The sequence below is a fragment of the Pseudomonas sp. GW456-L12 genome (assembly GCF_059424045.1).
In genome coordinates this window covers 262062-283127 of the sequence record NZ_JBWKZA010000006.1, presented here as the reverse complement: position 1 = coordinate 283127, position 21066 = coordinate 262062, and the positions used below count along the sequence as shown (strand labels likewise).

Here is a 21066-nt window from a genome sequence, read left to right as displayed (position 1 = left end):
CCTTATCGCAGCCTCCGGCAGCGGCTACAGAAAAAATTCACCGCGTTTCAACCAAAACAAAAACAACATCAAGAGAGCGCTCCCATGACCCCGCAAGACATCGAACAGATCCGCCGGCACCCCGACTTCATCCAGCTGGTGCGGCGCAAACAGAACCTCTACTGGTCCCTGACCCTGGCCATGCTGGTGATCTACTACGGCTTCGTGCTGCTGGTGGCGTTTTCCCCCAGCACCCTGGGGCGCTCGCTCAGTGGCGGGGTGACCACGGTGGGCATGCTGGTGGGCGTGGCGATCGTGCTGCTGGCCTTCGCCCTCACCGGCTTTTATGTCTATCGCGCCAATAACGTGATCGACCCGCTGAACGAAAAGCTCAAGCAGGAGTGCGCCCAATGAAGCGCTTGCTGGCGTTGTTCGCCCTGCCGTGCCTGTTCGCCACCGACCTGGCGCTGGCCGCCGAAGGCAGCGCGCGCCCCTTGAACTGGAACGCCATCGGCATGTTCCTGGTGTTTGTCCTGTTCACCCTCGGCGTCACCCGCTGGGCCGCCCTGCGCACCCGCTCGGCCAGCGACTTCTATACCGCCGGCGGCGGCATGAGCGGCTTGCAGAATGGCCTGGCGATCGCCGGCGACATGATCTCCGCAGCGTCCTTCCTGGGCATCTCGGCGATGATGTTCCTCAACGGCTATGACGGCCTGCTGTACGCCCTGGGCGTGCTCGCCGGCTGGCCGATCATCCTGTTCCTGATCGCCGAACGCCTGCGCAACCTGGGCAAGTACACCTTCGCCGACGTGGTGTCCTACCGGCTGGAACAGACCCCGGTGCGCCTGACCTCGGCCTTCGGCACCCTGACCGTGGCCCTGATGTACCTGGTGGCGCAGATGGTCGGCGCCGGCAAGCTGATCGAGTTGCTGTTCGGCATCAGCTACCTCTACGCGGTGATGCTGGTCGGGGTGCTGATGGTGTTCTACGTGACCTTCGGCGGCATGCTCGCCACCACCTGGGTGCAGATCATCAAGGCGGTGATGCTGCTGTTCGGCACCAGCTTCATGGCGTTCATGGTGCTCAGGCATTTCGGCTTCAGCACCGAGGCGATGTTCGCCGGGGCCAGCGCCGTGCACGCCAAGGGCAGCGCGATCATGGCCCCGGGCGGGTTGCTGTCGAACCCTATCGATGCCATTTCCCTGGGCCTGGGCATGATGTTCGGCACCGCCGGCCTGCCGCATATCCTGATGCGCTTCTTTACCGTCAGCGACGCCAAGGAAGCACGCAAGAGCGTGTTCTACGCCACCGGTTTCATCGGCTACTTCTATCTACTGCTGATCGTGGTCGGCTTCGGCGCGATCGTCATGGTCGGCACCGATCCTTCGTTCCGCGACGCCAGCGGCGCGATCATCGGCGGCGGCAACATGATCGCCGTGCACCTGGCCCAGGCGGTGGGCGGCAACCTGTTCCTCGGCTTCATCTCGGCGGTGGCCTTCGCCACCATCCTCGCGGTGGTCGCCGGCCTGGCGCTGTCCGGGGCCTCGGCGGTGTCCCACGACCTGTACGCCTGCGTGCTGCGCAAGGGCCAGGCCAGCGAGCAGCAGGAAATGCGCGTGTCGCGCATCGCCACCCTGTGCATCGGCGTGCTGGCGATCGTCCTCGGCCTGCTGTTCGAGTCGCAGAACATCGCCTTCCTCTCCGGGCTGGTGCTGGCCATCGCCGCCTCGGTGAATTTCCCGGTGCTGTTCCTTTCGATGTTCTGGAAAGGCCTGACCACCCGCGGCGCGGTGACCGGCAGCCTGGCCGGACTGGTGTCGGCGATCGTGCTGCTGGTGCTGAGCCCGGCGGTCTGGGTCAACGTGCTGCATCACGAACGGGCGCTGTTCCCCTACTCCAACCCGGCGCTGTTTTCCATGAGCCTGGCGTTCCTCAGTGCCTGGCTGTTCTCGGTGACCGACACCTCGGCGCGGGCCGAACTGGAGCGTGGACGCTACCTCGCGCAGTTCATCCGCTCGATGACCGGCATCGGCGCCTCCGGCGCCAGCAAACACTGAACCCGTTCCGATCGATGACAGGGAATAACAACAATGAACCCCGTTTCCATCGCCTCACCGAAACACCTGCTGCCGGCCATGGCCTCGCTGGGCCTGGGCCTGTTCACCTGCAGCGTACAAGCCGACTTCATCAGCGACAGCAAGGCCCGGATCGAAATGCGCAACCACTACATCAACCGTGACTTCCGCCAGGCCAACGCCGCGCAGTCCAAGGCCGAGGAATGGGCCCAGGGCTTCACCGCGCGGATCGAGTCCGGCTACACCGAGGGCACCCTGGGTTTCGGCCTGGACGCCCTCGGCGAGCTCGGGCTCAAGCTCGACTCCAGCGCGGATCGCCGCGGCACTGGCCTGCTGCCGTTCGGCCCCAACAGCCACGAACCTGCGGACGAGTTCAGCGAGCTGGGCCTGACCGGCAAGCTGCGCCTGTCGAAAAGCGTCTTGAAGATCGGCACCCTGCAACCGCTGCTGCCCGTGGCGACTTACAACGACACCCGCCTGCTCGGCTCGACCTTCCAGGGCGGCCTGCTGACCAGCCAGGAAATCAGCGGCCTGACGGTAAATGCCGGGCGCCTGACCGAAGCCAACCTGCGGGACTCCTCGAGCAACGACGACATCGGTTATGGCGCCGCCCGCAGCGATCATTTCGACTTCGCCGGTGGCAGCTACGCCTTCAACCCGCAACTGAGCCTCAGCTACTACTACGGCAAGCTCGAACAGATCTATCGCCAGCACTACCTCGGCCTGCTGCATACCCAGCCCCTGGGCGGCGGCTTCAGCCTGCGCAGCGACCTGCGCTACTTCGACAGCCGTGGCGACGGCGCCGAGCGCGCCGGGCGGATCGACAACCGCAACTTCAACAGCATGTTCAGCCTGATCAAGGGAGCGCACAAAATCAGCGCCACCTGGCAGCAGCTGTCCGGCGACAGCGCCTTCCCGTTCCTCAACGGCGGCGATCCCTATGTGGTCAACCTGGTGACCTACAACACCTACACCCGTGCCGAGGAAGACTCCTGGCAGCTGCGCTACGACTACGACTTCGCGGCCATGGGCCTGCCCGGCCTGACCTTCATGACCCGCTACACCGACGGCCGCCACGTCAAGGCGGGCAGCATCGACAACGGCCGCGAGACCGAACGCGACACCGACATCACCTACGTGATCCAGAGCGGACCGCTGAAGGACCTGAGCATCCGCTGGCGCAACGTGACCTTTCGTTCAGGCAACGGCCTGACCACCGACCTCGACGAGAACCGCCTGATCCTCGGCTACACCCTGGCTCTTTGGTAAACCCCGCCGGCGCGGTCGCTGGCCGCGCCGGCCTCATTCATCATCCGGAGGAATCGTGATGCCTCACGCCCCTACCCTGCAAAGCTTCATCGCCGGCCGCTGGATCGGCCAACACGGCGCCCAGGTGCTGCGCAGCGCCATCGACGGCCACGAACTGGCCCGCACCCACGAAGAACGCCTGGATTTCGCCGAGGCGCTCGACCATGGCCGGCACCAGGGCATCGCCTCCCTCATGGCCCTGGACTTCCAGCAGCGTGCCCAGCGGCTCAAGGCGCTGGCGCTGTACCTGAGCGAGCGCAAGGAACAGCTGTACGCCATCTCCCACCACAGCGGCGCCACCCGCGCCGACAGCTGGATCGACATCGAGGGCGGCAACAGCACCCTGTTCACCTATGCCAGCCTGGGTTCGCGGGAACTGCCCTCGGGCAATATCGTCCACGAAGGCCCGGCGCTGCAGTTGAGCAAGCTCGGCAGTTTCGCCGGCACCCATATCCTGGTGCCCCGCGGTGGCCTGGCGGTGCATATCAACGCTTTCAACTTCCCGATCTGGGGCATGCTGGAAAAATTCGCCCCGAGCTTCCTCGCCGGCATGCCGTGCATCGTCAAGCCGGCCACCGCCACCAGCTACCTGACCGAGGCCGTGGTACGCCTGATGGATGAATCGGGGCTGTTGCCCGCCGGCAGCCTGCAACTGGTGATCGGCGGCACCGGTGACCTGCTGGACCGTCTGCAGGGCCAGGACGTGCTGACCTTCACCGGCTCGGCCGATACCGCGGCCAAGCTGCGCGCCAATCCGCAGCTGATTCGCAATTCGGTGCCGTTCAATGCCGAAGCCGACTCGCTTAACTGCGCGATCCTCGCCCCAGACGTAAGCCCGGACGACGAAGAGTTCGAGCTGTTCATCAAGGAAGTGGCCCGGGAAATGACCACCAAGGCCGGGCAGAAATGCACCGCCATTCGCCGCGCCATCGTGCCGGCCAGGCACATCGACGCGGTTGCCAGCCGCCTGCGCGACAGGCTGGCCAAGGTGGTGGTCGGCGACCCGGCGGTGGAAGGCGTGCGCATGGGCGCGCTGGCCTCCCACGACCAGCAACGGGACGTGGCCGAACGCCTGGAGAGCTTGTTGCAGAGCAGCGACCTGTTGTTCGGCGCCCGCGACGGCTTCGAGCCGCGCGGGGCAAACACCCGAGAGGGCGCGTTCTTCGCCCCGACCCTGCTGCAGGCCCGCGACCCGCATGCCGAAGGCGGCGCCCACGATATCGAGGCCTTCGGCCCGGTCAGCACGCTGATGGCCTATGACGACCTCGACGAAGCCCTGGCCCTGGCCGCGCGAGGCAAAGGCAGCCTGGTGGCCAGCCTGGTGACCCGCGATCCACGCATCGCCGCCAAGGCCATCCCGGTGGCCGCGGCCTGGCACGGGCGCCTGCTGGTGCTGGACCGTGAATCCGCCGCCGAATCCACCGGCCATGGCTCGCCGCTGCCGCAGCTCAAGCACGGCGGCCCGGGCCGCGCCGGCGGCGGTGAAGAACTCGGTGGCCTGCGCGCGGTGAAGCACTACCTGCAACGGGCGGCGGTGCAAGGCTCGCCGACCATGCTGGCGGCGGTCACCGGCGAATACGTGCGTGGCGCCAAGGTCATCGAGACCGAGGTGCATCCGTTCCGCCGGTTCTTCCAGGACCTGCAGATCGGCGAGTCGCTGCTGACCCACAGGCGCACGGTGACCGAGGCCGACCTGGTGAACTTCGGCTGCCTGTCCGGCGACCACTTCTATATGCACTTCGACGAGATCGCGGCCAAGGAGTCGCAGTTCGGCAAACGCATCGCCCACGGTTACTTCGTGCTGTCGGCGGCGGCCGGGCTGTTCGTGTCCCCGGCGCCGGGCCCGGTATTGGCCAACTATGGCCTGGACACCCTGCGTTTCATCAACCCGGTGGGCATCGGCGACACCATCCAGGCGCGCCTGACCTGCAAACGCAAGATCGACCAGGGCAAGCAGAGCCCGCAAGGCATCCCCCAGGGTGTAGTGGCCTGGGACGTGGAGGTCAGCAACCAGCTGGGCGAGCTGGTGGCCAGCTACGACATCCTGACCCTGGTGGTCAAACGCGAAGACTGACCGCGCGCCCGGATCGCCGACATACCTCAAACTTGTAGGAGCGAGCTTGCTCGCGATGACGGCCTGCAGAACGACATCGAAGGGCCTCATCGCCAGCAAGCTGGCTCCTACAAAAGCCCGGGGCAGTATTTGTGGCAAAAGATTTCAGAGTTTCTTGATCTTCACCGGTGCTTGCGGCAAGTTGCGCGCTTCTTCAATACAAGGAGCAGCCAATGTCCGGTTCACTGGCCCAGGCTTTCACCCACAACTTTCTCGGCCATTCACCGCGCTGGTACAAAGCCAGCATCCTCGCCTTCCTGCTGCTCAATCCCTTGCTGCTGTTCACGGTCGGCCCGGTGGCGGCCGGCTGGATGCTGGTGGCCGAGTTCATCTTCGCCCTGGCCATGGCCCTCAAGTGCTACCCGTTGATGCCCGGCGGCCTGCTGGTGCTGGAAGCCGTGGCGCTGGGCATGACCACGCCCCAGGCGCTGTACGACGAACTGGTGCACAACTTCCCGGTGATCCTGCTGCTGATGTTCATGGTGGCCGGCATCTATTTCATGAAGGAGCTGCTGCTGTTCCTGTTCTCCCGGCTGTTGCTGGGGGTGCGCTCCAAGGCGCTGCTGGGTCTGCTGTTCTGCTTTCTCTCGGCCTTCCTCTCGGCGTTTCTCGATGCCCTGACGGTGACTGCGGTGATCATCAGCGCCGCGGTGGGCTTCTATTCGGTGTATCACCGGGTGGCGTCCGGCAACGACCCGCGCCAGGACAGCGAATTCAACGACGACCAGCACTTGCCGCAACTGCATCACCAGGACCTGGAACAGTTCCGCGCCTTCCTGCGCAGCCTGCTGATGCATGGCGCGGTGGGCACCGCCCTGGGTGGCGTCTGCACCCTGGTGGGCGAGCCGCAGAACCTGCTGATCGGCCATGAAATGGGTTGGCACTTCGCCGACTTCTTCCTCAAGGTCGCCCCGGTGTCCCTGCCGGTGCTGGTGGCCGGGCTGGTGACCTGCGTGCTGCTGGAGAAACTGCGCTGGTTCGGCTACGGCACCCTGCTGCCGGACAACGTGCGCGCGGTGCTGGCCAACTACGCCGCCGAAGACAACGCCGAACGCACCGACCGGCAACGCGCGGCGCTGCTGGTACAGGGCGTGGCCGCGCTGATCCTGATTGCCGCGCTGGCCCTGCATATCGCCGAGGTCGGCCTGATCGGCCTGATGGTGATCGTGCTGATTACCGCGTTCACCGGCATCACCGACGAGCACCGCCTGGGCAGCGCGTTCAAGGATGCGATGCCGTTCACCGCCCTGCTGGTGGTGTTTTTCGCGGTGGTGGCGGTGATTCACGACCAGCAGCTGTTCACCCCGCTGATCCAGTGGGTGCTGGCGCTGCCGGCGAGCCAGCAGCCGGGCATGCTGTTTATCGCCAACGGACTGTTGTCGGCCATCAGCGATAACGTGTTCGTCGCCACCATCTACATCACCGAAGTGAAACAGGCCTTCGCTTCCGGACTGATGAGCCGCGAACACTTCGAAGCCCTGGCGGTGGCGATCAACACCGGCACCAACCTGCCGAGCGTGGCCACGCCCAACGGCCAGGCGGCGTTCCTGTTCCTGCTGACCTCGGCGATCGCGCCGCTGGTGCGCCTGTCGTATGGACGCATGGTGTGGATGGCGTTGCCCTACACCGTGGTGATGGGGGTGCTGGGCTGGTATGCGGTGAGCTACTGGCTGTAAGGATGTAGCCGCTGCCGTAGGCTGCGATCGACCCGCAGGGTCGCGGCGGTCTCCAGATCGCTGAAGGCCTTCGGCCTTATCGTCCGAACGCGGCCCGAGCCTGCGGCAGCGGCTACAGGTTTTGCATTAGCGCGGCAGGATGAATCGTTCGATCGCCTCGGCGGCGCCATCCACGACATTGCTCCCCGTCACCAGGTCGGCCTGGCGTTTCACCGCCGCTTCGGCCTGGCCCATGGCAATCGACAACCCAGCCTGCTGGAACATCGCCGGGTCGTTGCCGCCATCGCCCAGCGCCGCGGTGCGCGCAAGCGGCACCCCGAGAAACTCCGCCAGGGTGATCAGCGCCTGCCCCTTGTTGGCCTGCAGCGCCGTCACATCCAGGTACACCGGCTGCGAACGGGAGACCTGCGCCTGCCCACCGACCTGCTCCAGCAAACGCGCCTCCAGTTCCACCAACAGTTCAGTGTCGGCACTGGCGGCGACTATCTTGTCGATGCGCGGCAGGTAGTCCTCGAAGCTCTCCACCACCACCGGCGGATAACCCAGGCCATGCTGCTCGCGCGGCACCATCGGCCCATGGGGATTGCGCAGCAGCCATTCACCGTCGGCGAACACCCAGACTTCGACTTCCGGCTGCGGCGACAACAGCGCCAGGACAGTGTTGGCGACCGCTACCGGCACATGGTGGCGCACCAGGAAACTGCCATCGGGATTGACGAGGGTGCCGCCATTGAACGCCGCGGTCGGCAGGTCGACGCCCAGGGCCTCGATCTGCTGCAACATGGCCCGCGGCGGTCGCCCGGTGGCGAGGCTGAAAAACACCCCGGCTTCGCGCAACGCGCGCACCGCGACGATGGTGCGCTGGCTCAGGCTGTGGTCGGGCAGCAGCAAGGTGCCGTCCATGTCGCTGAGCAGGAACTGGATGGGATGCTGCCCCTCGCCCCTCATCCGAGGCTGTGCCATTCACGGCCGTCGCGGGTCAGCAACTCGTCGCCGGCCGCCGGTCCGTCTTCACCGGCCCGGTAGATATGCACCTTGGCCTTTTCCTTCCAGGCATCGAGGAACGGCTGCACCGCGCGCCAGCCGTTTTCGATGTTGTCGGCGCGCTGGAACAGGGTCTGGTCGCCGGTCAGGCAATCGTAGATCAGCGTCTCGTAGCCGGTGGAAGGCTGCATCTCGAAGAAGTTCTTGTAGGCGAACCCCAGCTCGATATTGGCCATCTCCAGGGTCGGCCCGGGCTTTTTCGCCAGCAGGTCGAACCACATGCCTTCATTGGGCTGGATCTGGATGCGCAGGTAGGTCGGCTGCAAGTGGTCGACCTCGGTATCGCGGAACTGCGCGTACGGCGCAGGCTTGAAGCAGATGGCGATCTCGGTGTCGCGCACGCTCATGCGCTTGCCGGTGCGCAGGTAGAACGGCACGCCGACCCAGCGCCAGTTGTCGATCATCACCTTGAGGGCGACGTAGGTTTCGGTGTTGCTGTCCGGGGCCACATTGGCCTCTTCGCGGTAGCCGGCCACCGGCTTGTCGCCCGCCTTGCCCGCCACGTACTGGCCACGCACCGAGTTGGCCAGGGCCTCTTCGGTGCTCCAGGGACGAATCGCCCCCACCACCTTGGCCTTTTCGCCGCGCACCGCGTCGGCGCCGAAGGCGGCCGGCGGTTCCATGGCGACCATCGCCAGCAGCTGGAACAGGTGATTGGGCACCATGTCGCGCAGGGCGCCGGTGTTTTCATAAAAGCTGCCACGGGTTTCCACCCCGACGGTTTCCGCCGCGGTGATCTGCACGTGGTCGATGTAATGGTTGTTCCAGAAAGCCTCGAACAGGCTGTTGGAGAAACGGCTGACCAGAATGTTCTGCACCGTCTCCTTGCCCAGGTAATGGTCGATCCGATAGATCTGCTTCTCGCTCATCACCTTGAGCAGGCATTCGTTCAGCGCTTGCGCGGTGTGCAGGTCGGAGCCGAACGGCTTCTCCACCACCACCCGGCGAAACGCGTTGTCGCCTTCGACCAGCAACCCCGACGCACCCAGGCGCTGCACCACTTCACTGAAGAAGCGCGGTGCGGTGGCCAGGTAGAACACCGCATTGCCGGTGCCGCTGGCGGCGATTTTCGCCCCCAGCGCGTCGTAGGTGCTGTCGTCCAGGAAGTCGCCCTGGACATAGCTGATGCCATTGGCCAGCTTGGCCCAGAGCGCCGGGTCCAGCGCTTGCGCGCCGCTGCCGACCTTGCCGGCAGCCTCGGTGCGAATGAAGTCCTCGAGCTTCTTGGCGAAATCCACATCGCTGATCGCGTTGTGATCGACGCCGACAATCTTCAACCCCTCATCCAGCAAACCGTCACGGTTGAGGTTGTACAGCGCCGGCATCAGCAGGCGCTTGACCAGGTCGCCATGGGCGCCGAACAGAAACAGTGTGGTGGGTGGAGCGGGTTGAGCCTTGGACTTCTTTCGCGAGGAGGTCATTTTTTCGGAGTCTCCACGTGGCCGCCGAAGCCGAAACGCATGGCCGACAGCATCTTGTCACCATAGGTGCTCTGCTGGCGGGAGCGGAAACGGGCGAACAACGAACTCGACAGCACAGGAACCGGCACCGCCTGCTCGATGGCGGCTTCGATGGTCCAGCGACCTTCGCCGCTGTCGGCCACTTCGCCGGAGAAACCGTCGAGCTGCGGATCGGTGGCCAGGGCGTCGGCGGTCAGGTCCAGCAACCAGGACGAGACCACGCTGCCACGGCGCCAGACTTCGGCGATATCGGCGACGTTGAGGTCGAAGCGCTGGTCTTGCGGCAGGCTTGGCGAGGCTTTGGTCTTGAGGATGTCGAAGCCTTCGGCGAAGGCCTGCATCATGCCGTACTCGATGCCGTTGTGGATCATCTTGACGAAGTGCCCGGCACCGGCGGGGCCGGCGTGGATGTAACCACGCTCGGCGCGATCGTCTTCGGCCACCCGGTCCTTGGTCCGCGGGATGTCGCCCATGCCCGGTGCCAGCGCATCGAACAGCGGGTCCAGGCGGCGGACGACCTCGGCGTCGCCGCCGATCATCATGCAGTAGCCGCGCTCCAGGCCCCAGACGCCGCCGGAGGTGCCGACGTCGATGTAGTTCAGGCCTTTTTCCGCCAGCGCCTGGGCGCGACGGATGTCGTCCTTATAGTAGGTGTTGCCGCCATCGATGATCACGTCGCCCGGTTCGAGCAACTGGCTGAGGGTTTCGATGGTGTCTTCGGTGGGCGCGCCAGCCGGCAGCATGACCCAGACCGCGCGCGGCTTCTCCAGGCCGGCGACCAGGGCCGGCAGGTCGGCAACGCCCTTGGCGCCTTCGCCACTCAGGGTGCTGACAAAAGCGCGGTTACGGTCATAGACCACGGTTTCATGCCCATTGAGCATCAGGCGCCGCGCAATGTTTCCGCCCATGCGGCCCAGTCCGATAATCCCCAGTTGCATGTGCTGATGCTCCTTACTACTAAATTGTGTCAAAAGGTTATAGCCCAACGAGGCCAGTGAGGGTTAGTCCAGAGCATCTGGACTAAGTTTCCAAAGCAGTGTTTCCCAAGCAGTGAGTGGATAACGACGCGAATCGCTTCGAAGGCACAACGACCACTGAAAATAAAAAAGTTCCCTTTGCCGGCAAAAGAAATCAAAATTGCCGCCGATAGTGTTTCAGGCCCCGGAATTCGAGCGGCCGGACCACAGTTGATGCACGCCATTTGCGAGGTGAGCAATGGGCACAGTACTACCGGCACGACCAGCACAAACCCTCTACGTCACTATCCGTCGTGACGAGTTGCGCGAACTGAAGAACGAGCGCGACCAGTTGAAGCAAGAGCTGGCGCAACTGCGCCTGGCATTGCAGAACCAGGGTCAGGTGGCTGCCGTCACCCAGCTACACGCCTGAGAATCCGAGGAACCCGCCCGCCGTGGCCGGTCCTTGCAACAGGTTGTTAATGAAGCCGGCTGAGTCCTTGATGGATCGCCGGCTTCTTTTTGCCCGTCGTTTTTTACCCTACCCGCCTCCTGGCGACGGCATTATCTGACACGTAGGTACCAACTCACAAAGTTTTCACACCTGCTTGTGGATACTCCGGCGCAATATTGCCGCCCCCACGGGCGCGGCGCGCGTTCGCCGAGGTAGTCGAAGCTTTCCGGCGAATGTCATGTTCAATGAAGCTGGAGCGCTCGATGGCAGTGTTTAAACGCGATAAGACATCCGCGAAAGGGTTTGACTGGGCGGGCCTGGGCTGGCTCTTCCTGTTCTTCTGGTACTTCTCCGGCATCACCCAGTTACTGATCCAACTGACCGATACCTCCGGGTTCGCCGGTTTCCGCCAGGCCTTCATCATGAGCGCCATCTGGCTGGCGCCGATGCTGCTGTTCCCGGCCCGCACCCGCGCGATGGCCGCCGTCATCGGCATCGTGCTCTGGGCCTGTTCCATGGCCAGCCTGGGTTACTTCTTCATTTACCAGCAGGAGTTCTCCCAGAGCGTCATCTTCATCATGTTCGAGTCGAACCCCTCCGAAGCCGGTGAGTACCTGACCCAGTACTTCGCCTGGTGGATGGTGCTGGCGTTCCTCGCCCATACCGCCTTCGCCCTCTTCCTCTGGACCCGCCTGCGCCCGGTCTACCTGCCGCGCGGTCGCGCGCTGGTGGCGGCCATGGCCATCCTGATCGCCGTCATCGGCTACCCGCTGATCAAGCAGACCGCGCGCACCGGCAGCTTCGCCGGCGGCCTGGAGAAATTCGAGACGCGCATCGAGCCCGCGGTGCCGTGGCAGATGGTGGTGGCCTACCGGCGCTACCGCGAGCAGCTGGAAAACATGCAGGGCATGCTCGACAACGTGAGCAAGATCCCGCCGCTGCACAACCTCAAGGACAGCATGGCCAACCAGCCTTCGACCCTGGTCCTGGTGATCGGCGAGTCGACCAACCGCCAGCGCATGAGCCTCTACGGCTACCCGCGCCAGACCACGCCGGAGCTGGACAAGCTCAAGGACCAGCTGGCGATCTTCGACAACGTCATCACCCCGCGCCCCTACACCATCGAAGCCTTGCAGCAGGTGCTGACCTTCGCCGACGAAGAAAACCCCGACCTGTACCTCAAGACCCCGTCCCTGGTCAGCGTGATGAAGCAGGCCGGCTACAAGACCTACTGGATCACCAACCAGCAGACCATGACCAAACGCAACACCATGCTCACCACCTTCTCCGAGCAGGCGGACGAGCAGGTCTACCTGAACAACAACCGCAACCAGAACGCCCGCCAGTACGATGGTGACGTGCTGGAGCCGTTCTCCAAGGCCCTGGCCGACGGCGCGCCGCGCAAGTTCATCGTGGTCCACCTGCTGGGCACCCACATGAGCTACCAGTACCGCTACCCGCCGAGCTACGACAAGTTCACCGACCGCACTGGCGTGCCGGCCGGCGTGCGTGACGACCAGGTGCCGACCTACAACAGCTACGACAACGCCGTGCTGTACAACGACTTCGTGGTTTCGAGCCTGATCAAGGACTACGCCAAGACCGACCCCAACGGCTTCCTGCTGTACCTGTCAGACCACGGCGAAGACGTGTTCGACTCCGCCGGCCACAACACCCTGGGCCGCAACGAAGGCAAGCCGACCGCGCCGATGTACACCATTCCGTTCATCGCCTGGGCCTCGCCGAAATGGAAGCAGGACCATGACTGGAACTTCGCCGGCGACCTCGGCCGCCCCTACAGCAGCTCGCACTTGATCCATACCTGGGCCGACATGGCCGGCCTGAGTTCCGACGAACTGGACCGCAGCAAGAGCCTGGTCAGCGACAGCTTCAAGCCGCGCCCGCTGCTGATCGGCAACCCTTATGAACGCAACGAGAAAGCCCTGATCGACTTCAGCCTGATGAAGCCCAAGGCCCCGCCTGCCGCCGCGGTGGTGCAGAAATAAGTCGTGCAGAAGTAAGTCGTACAGAAATAAGCGATGCAAAAATAAGCCGTTTCCTACGGGGCTCACGCAGCCCCGTAATACCGGCCCTCAATGCCCCTTCATGGGGCATTTTTGTATCTCAAAGATAATAATTATTCTCGTTTAGCCTAAATACCCTTCCGCCTTTTCGTCTCAGTGCAAACGGATTTTTTCCCTCGACGACAAGGAGACGGCAGCGATGCTCGCGCCATTCACCCGTTCCATGACTTTGACATTCGGCCTGTGCGGCGCGGTTCTGAGCCCCGAGCTGCTGGCCGAAAGCGACCCCGCCCGGAACCCCGACCGCGGCGCCAGGACCCTGGAGCTCGATGCCACCAGCGTCACCGCCCAGGGCCTGGGCGCCACCACGGAAAATACCGGGTCCTACACCACCGGCAGCATGAGCACCGCCACGCGCCTGAACCTGTCGATCAAGGAAACCCCGCAATCGGTGTCGGTGGTGACCCGCCAGCAGATGGACGATTTCAAACTCGACACCTTGTCCGAGGTGCTGGGGCAAACCACCGGGGTGGTGGTCCAGCACCTGGACTCCGACCGGGTGAGCTATTCCTCCCGCGGCTACTCCATCAACAACTTCCAGATCGATGGCATGCTCAACACCTTCAACCGCATGAAGTCCGATTCGGACACCATCATCTACGACCGCATCGAAGTGGTCCGCGGCGCCACCGGCCTGACCACCGGCGCCGGCGACCCTTCGGCCACCGTCAACATGGTGCGCAAGCGACCGACCTACGAGTGGGCGGCCAAGGCCGGCGTCAGCGGCGGCAGCTATGACAACTACTACAGCTACGTCGATGTCGGCGGCCCCCTGGGGTTCGACGGCCGCCTGCGCGGGCGCACGGTGCTGGCCTATCGCGACAGCCAGTCGTTTCGCGACCACTACCAGCTGCAGCGGGAAGTCGGCTACGGCATTCTCGAGGCCGACCTGAGCGACAGCACCACCCTGGCCGTGGGCTACGACTACCAGGACAAGCAGGTCCAGGGCACCTCCTGGGGCACCGTGCCCTACTGGAACGCCGCGGGCGGCAAGGCCAATCTGCCGCGCTCCACCAACATGGCGGCGCACTGGAGTTCCTGGCCGCTCAGGGACAAGACCGCCTTCGCCACCCTCGACCAGCGCCTGGGCCACGACTGGCACCTGAAAGCCGCCTACACCCACCGCGACAGCGACAGCGACGGCAAGGTCTATTACGGCGGTGCCGGTTTCCCGGAAGCCGACCGCTCGGGCATGACCGCCTGGGCCAGCCATATGATCGGCACGCAGAAAATGCGCGTGTACGACTTCAACCTGGCCGGTCCCTACAGCCTGCTGGGCCGCGAACATGAGCTGATGCTGGGCTATGGCGAGGCCGAGCGCCGCGAGTCGTCGCCGTACACGGTCGGCGGCCCGACACCACCGGGTTACGCCAGCATCGCCGACTGGAAATACATGGGCGGCATCGCCAAGTTTCCCGACACCGTGACCAACCTGCCCGGTTCCGGCGACAGCACCCGGCAAAAGGCCGGCTACCTGGCCACCCGCCTGAGCCTGAGCGACGACCTGCATGCGGTGCTCGGCAGCCGTTACGGTAGCTGGAGCGCCCACAGTCGTTCTCGCCGCTACGATGCCAACAACCAGCTGACCAGCCTCGAAGACACCCGCCAGCAGCACAACGACATGTGGACCCCCTACGCCGGCCTGCTGTACGACCTCACTCCCGAATACACGGCGTATGTCAGCTACACCGACATTTTCAAGCCCCAGACTCAGCGTGACGCCAGCCGCAAATACCTGGAACCGGTGGTCGGCAGCAACTACGAAGTGGGGCTCAAGGGCAGCCTGCTGGAGGAGCGCCTGAACCTGGCCACCGCGGTGTTCTGGAGCAAGCAGGACAACGTCGCCGAACTGGACAGCTCGGTGCCGCCGGACCCGGTCACTGGCGAGGAGTTCTACAAGTCGGGCGGCAAAGGCGGCAAGGTGCGTGGGTTCGAGGCCGAGGTCTCAGGCGAAATCCTCGCGGGCTGGAACCTCACCGCCGGCTACACCTATACCCACGCCCTGGACGGCGAAAAGCAGCGCGCCAACGGCGGCGAGCCGATGAACATGCTGCGCCTGTCGACGGCCTATCGCCTGCCGGGCCAGTGGCGGGCGCTGACCGTCGGCGGCAGCCTGAACTGGCAAAGCGAGATCTACGGCAGCAGCCGGCGGCCGGTGGGGCGCGACGGCAACGGGCGTATCGTCACCGAAAACACCCGCATCCATCAGCAGGCCTACAGCGTGGCCGGGCTGATGTCGCGCTACGAGTTCGACCCGCACCTGTCGGCCTCGCTCAACGTCACCAACCTGTTCGACAAAAAGTACTACGAACGGGTCGGCTTCTATAACGGCGTCTACTGGGGCGAACCGCGCACCATGACCCTGAGCCTGGACTGGAAGCTGTAACCCGCCCTTCTTCCTACACGGCCCATATCAGTGGGCCGTCAGTGCCTCTCATCCGGGATGACAGCATTGTCATCCCGCCTTCAGCACCCTGTTAACCCCCCGTTAATAAGATCGGGCCATACTTCTATTACTGCTTCGTTACAGGGACGCGACGGAATTCCGATCACTGTTAATGGGACACCACACATGAAAGCCTCCACACTCCTGCTCGCCGGTCTGATGATTGCCAGCTCGGGTGCAGCGTTCGCCGAAGGCGGCGCTGAACGCATGAAGCACTACTGGGACAACTTCCCCATCAGCCAGCAGATACCCCGCACCGATAGCGAACAGGCGTCCTCCGAGAGTGGGAAAAAAACTCAGGCACCCGCCGAGGACCCGACCCGCGCCAGCGCGCAACCGGACACCTGAAACGCCCCGAGCTCTACTCCTCTCTGACGATCATGCTCCCTTGCCAGAGAGGATCTTCCGGCGCCCTTTCACGGGCGCCTTTTTTATTGCCGTCGATATCAGCGACATGACCAGGGGCTATCAACTTTCTGACGTCAAAATGACAATTACGCCATCTAAGCAAGCGTCACTGAGCGCTGTATTAATATAAGTTTCCACCAAACTTCGACATATATTGAAACAGTAAATGACACATGATCAGTTTGTAGGAGCGAGCGGGCGGCGATCCGACTTGCCCGCGATGAACTTGAGAGCCCCGCGTGCCTCCAGTCAATACGCAGTAGCGTTAACGATCATCGCGAGCAAGCTTCGCTCCTACGATGAATCACCTCACTTGACTTGCTATTGGATCAGTTAGTTACCGGCTGTCGAAAACAGGCACAAGCCATTGATATCAAGCACCTTAAATCTTGACCCTAAAGCCACTTCAGGCTTGAGCATTCCCCCGATCCAAACGGCTGAGGCTATTTATCAGCAGCAACTTCGCGGGCTTTATGGCTGGTCCAACAACAACTTCATATCCAGCGCCATTGAAATCGTATTAATGATCAAGAGGTCACTTTTCCATGCGCATTCTGGTTGTCGAAGACGAGCGTAAAACTGCCGATTATCTGCATCAGGGCCTGACCGAAAGCGGTTATGTAGTCGACCGCGCCGCCACCGGTGTCGACGGGCTTTACCTGATCGAACAGCAAAACTACGAACTGGTGATTCTGGACGTCAATCTGCCGGAAAAGGACGGCTGGCAGGTGCTGGAGGACATGCGCAAGGACAGCAACGCCCGGGTGATGATGCTCTCGGCGCGCGGGCGCCTGGCCGACAAGGTCAAGGGACTGGACCTGGGGGCCGACGATTACCTGGTCAAGCCGTTCGAGTTTCCCGAGCTGCTGGCGCGGGTGCGCACCCTGCTGCGGCGCAGCGAGAACCTGCCGGCGACCGACACCCTGCGGGTCGCCGACCTGGAGCTCGACCCACGCCGGCACCGGGCCTATCGCGGCTCGCGGCGCATCGACCTGACCACCAAGGAGTTCACCCTGTTGCAGGTGCTGATGCGCCAATCGGGCGAGGTGCTGACCCGCACCCAGATCATCTCCCTGGTCTGGGACATGAACTTCGACTGCGACACCAATGTGGTGGAGGTCTCCATCAGCCGCCTGCGGGCGAAGATCGACGATGCCAGCGAGATCAAGCTGATCCACACCATCCGCGGTGTCGGTTATGTCCTGGAAGTGCGCCAATGAAAGCCGCGCAACGCACCGCCAGCAGCCTGTCCATGCGCCTGGGCCTGACCGTCAGCCTGATGGGTGCCGGCCTGGTGCTGCTGCTCGCGACCCTGGCCTACCTGGCCCTCAGCCATGAACTGGGCAGCCTGGCGCGGGAAAGCCTGGACAGCAAGCTCGAACAGATCCGCCACACCCTGACCAGCGACCTGAAGACCGGCGATATCGCCGCCCGCCCGCATTCGCTGCTGGACCTGGTGATGGGCCACGACAACCTGCACCTGAGCATTTTCGCCGCCGATCCCCAGGCCGAACCGCTGCTGAACATCGGCAACCGCAACCTGGGCCCGCTGCCCGAAGCCCTGACCCGGCCGGAAAGCCCGGTATTCCTCGACTGGCTCGACAGCGCCGGCAACCGGCTGCTCAGCACCTCCAGCCTGGTCAGCCTGCGCAACGGCGAACAGGTGCGGGTGGTGCTGTCCCTGGACCGGGCCAACGACCAGGCGCTGCTCAGCGCCTACCTGCGCTCCACGGTGATCGCCCTGCCCCTGCTGCTGCTGCTGATCGGCATCGGCGCCTGGTGGGTGGTGCAGCGTGGCCTGGCGCCGTTGCAGCAATTCAGCCGGGTGGCCGCCAAGGTCACCACCCAGGACCTGACCCATCGGCTGTCGCCGGACAACCTGCCAAGGGAGCTGGCCGAGCTGGCCCACAGCATCAATTTCATGCTGCACCGGCTCGACGGCGGCGTGCAGCAGCTCTCGCAATTCTCCGACGACCTGGCCCACGAGTTGCGCTCGCCCATCACCAACCTGATGGGCAAGGCCCAGGTCACCCTGTCCCGGGAGCGCCCGCCCCACGAGTACAAGGCGGTGCTGGAGTCGAGCACCGAAGAGCTGGAGCGCCTGACCCGGATCGTCAGCGACATGCTGTTCCTCGCCCAGGTCAGCCATCCGGCCTCCCAGGTGGCGTTCGAAGCAATCTCCCTGGGCGAGGAAGCGCGGCGGGTCATGGAACTGTTCGCCCTGAGCGCCGAGGAAAAGCACCTGGGCATCAGCCTGTCCGGCGATGGCCTGGTGTACGGCGACCGCCTGATGATCCAGCGGGCGATCTCCAACCTGCTGTCCAACGCCATCCGCCACAGCCCGCGGGCGTCGAGTATTTCGATCCTGGTGGAGGAGCATGAATCGAGCGTGTCGCTGTCGGTGGGCAACCCCGGCGCCGGTATCCCGGAGCAGCACCTGGCGCACCTGTTCGAGCGTTTCTACCGGGTCGACAGCAGCCGCTCGCGCGCCGAAGGCGGTACGGGATTGGGCTTGGCGATCGTGCGCTCGATCATGAACCTGCATCAGGGCCGGACCGAGGTCAGCAGCGTGCCGGGAAGCTTCACCCTGTTCCGCCTGGTGTTTGCCCGGCTCAATCACCCGCCGCGCACCTGACGACGCTGGCCTCAGGCACCCAGCAGCAGGCCGGCGGCGCCACCGGCGAGCACCACCAGCCAGGGCGGCAGCTTCCAGCGCATCAGCGCGGCCAGGGCCAGCAGGGCCAACCCCAGGTCCAGCGGCTTGAGGATGCTGCTGGTCCACAGCGGGTCGTACAGCGCCGCCGCCAGCAGGCCGACCACCGCCGCGTTGACGCCGGCCAGCGCGGCCTGGACCCGGCCCAGGTGGCGCAGGTTCTGCCAGAACGGCAGGACGCCGACGATCAACAGCATGGCCGGCAGGAAAATCATCGCCAGGCACACCAGCGCGCCGCGCCAGCCGTCGATGGCGGCGCCGAGAAAGGCCGAAAAAGAGAACAAGGGGCCTGGCACCGCCTGGGCAGCGGCATAACCGGCGAGAAACAGATCGTTGCTCAACAGGCCCGGTGCGACCACCTCGCTCTGCAGCAGCGGCAGCACCACATGGCCGCCGCCGAACACCAGGGCACCGGCGCGATAAAAACTGTCGGCCAGCAGCAGCGACAGGCTGGGCCAGAGCCCGGCCAGCAGCGGCAAGCCCGCCAGCAACAGGGCAAAGAGCACCAGGGCCAGGTAGCCCGTGCGCTTGCCGACCGCGATCGCCAGCCCGTCCTCGCGCTGATCGAAAGTCGGCTGGAGCAGGCCTGCGCCGATCATCCCCGCCAGCAACATCACGCAGACCTGGCCAAGGGTGGTCGGCCAGAGCAGTACACTGATCGCCGAGACAAGCGTGATCAGCATGCGCAACGGCCCGCGGCACAAGACACGGGCCATGCCCCACAGGGCCTGGGCCACCACCGCCACCGCGACGATCTTCAGGCCATGCACCAGCCCGCCGGGCAACCCTGTGCCGCTACCGCTCAGGCCCATGGCCAGGGCAATCAGGATCAGCGCCGAAGGCAAGGTGAAACCCAGCCAGGCGCCCAGCGCGCCGGCCAGCCCCGCCCGCGACCAGCCCAGGGCAAAGCCCACCTGGCTGCTGGCCGGCCCCGGGAGGAACTGGCACAGGGCGATCAGCTCGGCATAGGCCGCCTCGCTCAGCCAGGCGCGGCGCTGGACGAATTCGGTGCGGAAATACCCCAGGTGCGCCACCGGCCCGCCGAAGGAACTCAGGCCCAACCGCAAGAACACCAGGAACACCGTCCAGGCACTGTCACGGCGGGTCACGGGGGCATCCAGGGGAGATGAGTTCATCGGCCGGCGGGCTCCAGGGCCTTACAGGGTTTTGTTCCAGAACAGCATCCGGCCATGGCTCGGGTCGAGCCTGGCGTCGTCGAAGCCGAACTTGCGGTAGGACGCCTGGGCCACCGCGTTGCCCTCCAGCACCTCCAGGGTGATCTTGCAGCAGCCGCGCTGGCGGGCGATCTCCTCGACCTTGTGCAGCATCTTCTGGCTCAGGCCCAGGCCGCGGAATTTATCGATCACCGACACATCGTGCACATTGACCAACGGCCGGCCGGCAAAGGTGGAAAAACCCTCGAAGCAATTCACCAGGCCGGCCGGTTCGCCACCGACAAAGGCCAGCACGCTGAACGCGTGTGGCCGCTTGGCCAGTTCGCCGGGCAATTGCCGCAACAGATCGGCGTCCAGCGGCTGGCCGCCGCCCATCGGGTCCTGGGCATAGTGGTTGAGCACCAGGGCGATCGCCTCGGCGTGTACCGGGTTGGTGTAGCTGGCCTGGAGTACCAATACGTCTGCAACGTCCATGTCTGTCCTCAACAGTTATTGATCCGGGCGGGTCCCCGGGAGAGCGATTGTAAACACCGGCACATGACCAAACGAGCGGCTAGCGCGTCAAGCGCTACCGTCCTTTTTCCTCGACTGCCTTCGCGCCCCAGATCTGCGCTTCGCTCCAGCCCAGCTCGGCAAAGTCTTCGGCGCGCAGGGCCGCCTCGCCCGCGCAGAAAAACTCGTCCAGCTGCGGCGGCGCCACCCGGGTGCCGCTGAGCATGGCGTGCACCTGGCCACGATGATGCAACTGGTGCTCGAACAGATGCGAAAGCATGCGCAGGCGGGTATCGCACTGCGGCTTTTCCCGGGCGATGGTGACGATGCGCGCAAGGTCCACATCCCGTTGCTGCGCGCAATAGGCGATCAGCCGGCGGTCCACCAGCGCCTGCTCGCGGCGCAGGTCGGCGGCCTGGTCGAAGGGTTCCTCGACCTCGAAAAACACATAGCAGTCGGCCCGTGGTGCCTCGCCGCGCAGCTCTCGCTCCAGCGCGTCGACGTAGAACCAGTCGCAGGTAAGGATGTGGTTGAGGGTGGCTTTCAGGCTGGGAAAGAAACTCACCCGCGGCGCCGCCAGCTCGCTCGGGGTGAGTATTTCCCAGGCCTTGCCCAGGCGGTGATTGGCCCAGGCGTTCTGGTAAGCCATGGTCAGCAGATGATGGGACAGGGGCTGGTTCACG

17 protein-coding genes are annotated in these 21066 nt (G+C 64.4%); 11 read left to right on the top strand and 6 right to left on the bottom strand.

The window, feature by feature from the left end:
- Window positions 1–84: 84 nt before the first annotated feature.
- The 5 genes from AC07Y9_RS10735 to nhaB all read left to right on the top strand — a co-directional run bounded on the left by AC07Y9_RS10735 (window position 85) and on the right by nhaB (window position 7151).
- On the top strand, window positions 85–393 hold the full coding sequence (locus AC07Y9_RS10735) for a DUF485 domain-containing protein (protein ID WP_007926513.1): 309 nt from the start codon (window positions 85–87) through the stop codon (window positions 391–393).
- Window positions 390–2036: a cation acetate symporter gene (locus tag AC07Y9_RS10730; RefSeq protein WP_102679949.1), complete on the top strand. Its 1647-nt coding sequence runs from the start codon at window positions 390–392 to the stop codon at window positions 2034–2036. The genes AC07Y9_RS10735 and AC07Y9_RS10730 overlap by 4 nt, the downstream gene beginning before the upstream one ends.
- Window positions 2037–2069: 33 nt before the next feature.
- Window positions 2070–3323, top strand: a complete 1254-nt coding sequence (locus AC07Y9_RS10725; protein WP_102679950.1) for an OprD family porin — start codon at window positions 2070–2072, stop codon at window positions 3321–3323.
- Window positions 3324–3381: 58 nt separating this feature from the next.
- Window positions 3382–5436, top strand: coding sequence for a phenylacetic acid degradation bifunctional protein PaaZ (gene paaZ, locus AC07Y9_RS10720; RefSeq protein WP_102679951.1), 2055 nt, complete (start codon window positions 3382–3384; stop codon window positions 5434–5436).
- 212 nt (window positions 5437–5648) lie between these two features.
- Entirely contained in the window at window positions 5649–7151 is a 1503-nt protein-coding gene (gene nhaB / locus AC07Y9_RS10715; RefSeq protein ID WP_007926524.1) for a sodium/proton antiporter NhaB, read from the top strand.
- Window positions 7152–7277: 126 nt separating this feature from the next.
- Here the strand turns inward: nhaB and AC07Y9_RS10710 are convergent, their stop codons facing one another.
- The 3 genes from AC07Y9_RS10710 to gnd are packed head-to-tail and all read right to left on the bottom strand — an operon-like array spanning window position 7278 to window position 10626.
- The gene (locus tag AC07Y9_RS10710; protein WP_102679952.1) at window positions 7278–8099 is read right to left on the bottom strand and encodes an HAD family hydrolase; all 822 of its coding nucleotides are present in this window, start codon (window positions 8097–8099) and stop codon (window positions 7278–7280) included.
- A complete protein-coding gene (zwf, locus tag AC07Y9_RS10705) occupies window positions 8096–9616 on the bottom strand; it encodes a glucose-6-phosphate dehydrogenase (protein ID WP_009043744.1) in 1521 nt (506 codons plus the stop codon). The genes AC07Y9_RS10710 and zwf overlap by 4 nt, the downstream gene beginning before the upstream one ends.
- Window positions 9613–10626, bottom strand: coding sequence for a phosphogluconate dehydrogenase (NAD(+)-dependent, decarboxylating) (gnd, locus tag AC07Y9_RS10700; protein WP_256580943.1), 1014 nt, complete (start codon window positions 10624–10626; stop codon window positions 9613–9615). Before gnd ends, zwf begins: the two co-directional genes overlap by 4 nt.
- A 244-nt stretch (window positions 10627–10870) precedes the next feature.
- Here gnd and AC07Y9_RS10695 point away from each other — a divergent pair, with 244 nt between their 5' ends.
- From AC07Y9_RS10695 to AC07Y9_RS10670, 6 genes are all read left to right on the top strand, one after another.
- The gene (locus AC07Y9_RS10695; protein ID WP_007922719.1) at window positions 10871–11044 is read left to right on the top strand and encodes a DUF6026 family protein; all 174 of its coding nucleotides are present in this window, start codon (window positions 10871–10873) and stop codon (window positions 11042–11044) included.
- A gap of 284 nt (window positions 11045–11328) precedes the next feature.
- Entirely contained in the window at window positions 11329–13071 is a 1743-nt protein-coding gene (locus AC07Y9_RS10690; RefSeq protein WP_102679954.1) for a phosphoethanolamine transferase CptA, read from the top strand.
- Between the two features lie 217 nt (window positions 13072–13288).
- Window positions 13289–15535 carry a TonB-dependent siderophore receptor gene (locus AC07Y9_RS10685; RefSeq protein ID WP_102679955.1) on the top strand — a complete coding sequence of 749 codons (2247 nt, stop codon included), beginning with the start codon at window positions 13289–13291 and terminating at the stop codon, window positions 15533–15535.
- A gap of 186 nt (window positions 15536–15721) precedes the next feature.
- Entirely contained in the window at window positions 15722–15943 is a 222-nt protein-coding gene (locus tag AC07Y9_RS10680) for a hypothetical protein (protein WP_053261056.1), read from the top strand.
- A gap of 605 nt (window positions 15944–16548) precedes the next feature.
- Window positions 16549–17223, top strand: coding sequence for a heavy metal response regulator transcription factor (locus AC07Y9_RS10675; RefSeq protein ID WP_007922715.1), 675 nt, complete (start codon window positions 16549–16551; stop codon window positions 17221–17223).
- Complete coding sequence (locus AC07Y9_RS10670) at window positions 17220–18638, top strand: heavy metal sensor histidine kinase (RefSeq protein ID WP_102679956.1); 1419 nt, start codon at window positions 17220–17222, stop codon at window positions 18636–18638. The genes AC07Y9_RS10675 and AC07Y9_RS10670 overlap by 4 nt, the downstream gene beginning before the upstream one ends.
- Window positions 18639–18649: 11 nt before the next feature.
- Here AC07Y9_RS10670 and chrA read toward each other — a convergent pair whose 3' ends face one another.
- From chrA to AC07Y9_RS10655, 3 genes are all read right to left on the bottom strand, one after another.
- Window positions 18650–19852: a chromate efflux transporter gene (gene chrA / locus AC07Y9_RS10665; RefSeq protein ID WP_102679957.1), complete on the bottom strand. Its 1203-nt coding sequence runs from the start codon at window positions 19850–19852 to the stop codon at window positions 18650–18652.
- Between the two features lie 21 nt (window positions 19853–19873).
- On the bottom strand, window positions 19874–20365 hold the full coding sequence (locus AC07Y9_RS10660) for a GNAT family N-acetyltransferase (protein ID WP_009043737.1): 492 nt from the start codon (window positions 20363–20365) through the stop codon (window positions 19874–19876).
- A 94-nt stretch (window positions 20366–20459) separates the two neighbouring features.
- Window positions 20460–21065, bottom strand: coding sequence for a DinB family protein (locus AC07Y9_RS10655; protein WP_102679958.1), 606 nt, complete (start codon window positions 21063–21065; stop codon window positions 20460–20462).
- Window position 21066 lies beyond the last annotated feature (1 nt).

What these genes read in the sequence shown, in the direction of transcription:
- AC07Y9_RS10735 (WP_007926513.1), top strand. Translation starts at nt 85, where the DNA reads ATGACCCCGCAAGACATCGAACAGATCCGCCGGCACCCCGACTTCATC.
- AC07Y9_RS10730 (WP_102679949.1), top strand. Translation starts at nt 390, where the DNA reads ATGAAGCGCTTGCTGGCGTTGTTCGCCCTGCCGTGCCTGTTCGCCACC.
- AC07Y9_RS10725 (WP_102679950.1), top strand. Translation starts at nt 2,070, where the DNA reads ATGAACCCCGTTTCCATCGCCTCACCGAAACACCTGCTGCCGGCCATG.
- paaZ (WP_102679951.1), top strand. Translation starts at nt 3,382, where the DNA reads ATGCCTCACGCCCCTACCCTGCAAAGCTTCATCGCCGGCCGCTGGATC.
- nhaB (WP_007926524.1), top strand. Translation starts at nt 5,649, where the DNA reads ATGTCCGGTTCACTGGCCCAGGCTTTCACCCACAACTTTCTCGGCCAT.
- AC07Y9_RS10710 (WP_102679952.1), bottom strand. Translation starts at nt 8,099, where the DNA reads ATGAGGGGCGAGGGGCAGCATCCCATCCAGTTCCTGCTCAGCGACATG.
- zwf (WP_009043744.1), bottom strand. Translation starts at nt 9,616, where the DNA reads ATGACCTCCTCGCGAAAGAAGTCCAAGGCTCAACCCGCTCCACCCACC.
- AC07Y9_RS10695 (WP_007922719.1), top strand. Translation starts at nt 10,871, where the DNA reads ATGGGCACAGTACTACCGGCACGACCAGCACAAACCCTCTACGTCACT.
- AC07Y9_RS10690 (WP_102679954.1), top strand. Translation starts at nt 11,329, where the DNA reads ATGGCAGTGTTTAAACGCGATAAGACATCCGCGAAAGGGTTTGACTGG.
- AC07Y9_RS10685 (WP_102679955.1), top strand. Translation starts at nt 13,289, where the DNA reads ATGCTCGCGCCATTCACCCGTTCCATGACTTTGACATTCGGCCTGTGC.
- AC07Y9_RS10680 (WP_053261056.1), top strand. Translation starts at nt 15,722, where the DNA reads ATGAAAGCCTCCACACTCCTGCTCGCCGGTCTGATGATTGCCAGCTCG.
- AC07Y9_RS10675 (WP_007922715.1), top strand. Translation starts at nt 16,549, where the DNA reads ATGCGCATTCTGGTTGTCGAAGACGAGCGTAAAACTGCCGATTATCTG.
- AC07Y9_RS10670 (WP_102679956.1), top strand. Translation starts at nt 17,220, where the DNA reads ATGAAAGCCGCGCAACGCACCGCCAGCAGCCTGTCCATGCGCCTGGGC.
- chrA (WP_102679957.1), bottom strand. Translation starts at nt 19,852, where the DNA reads ATGAACTCATCTCCCCTGGATGCCCCCGTGACCCGCCGTGACAGTGCC.
- AC07Y9_RS10660 (WP_009043737.1), bottom strand. Translation starts at nt 20,365, where the DNA reads ATGGACGTTGCAGACGTATTGGTACTCCAGGCCAGCTACACCAACCCG.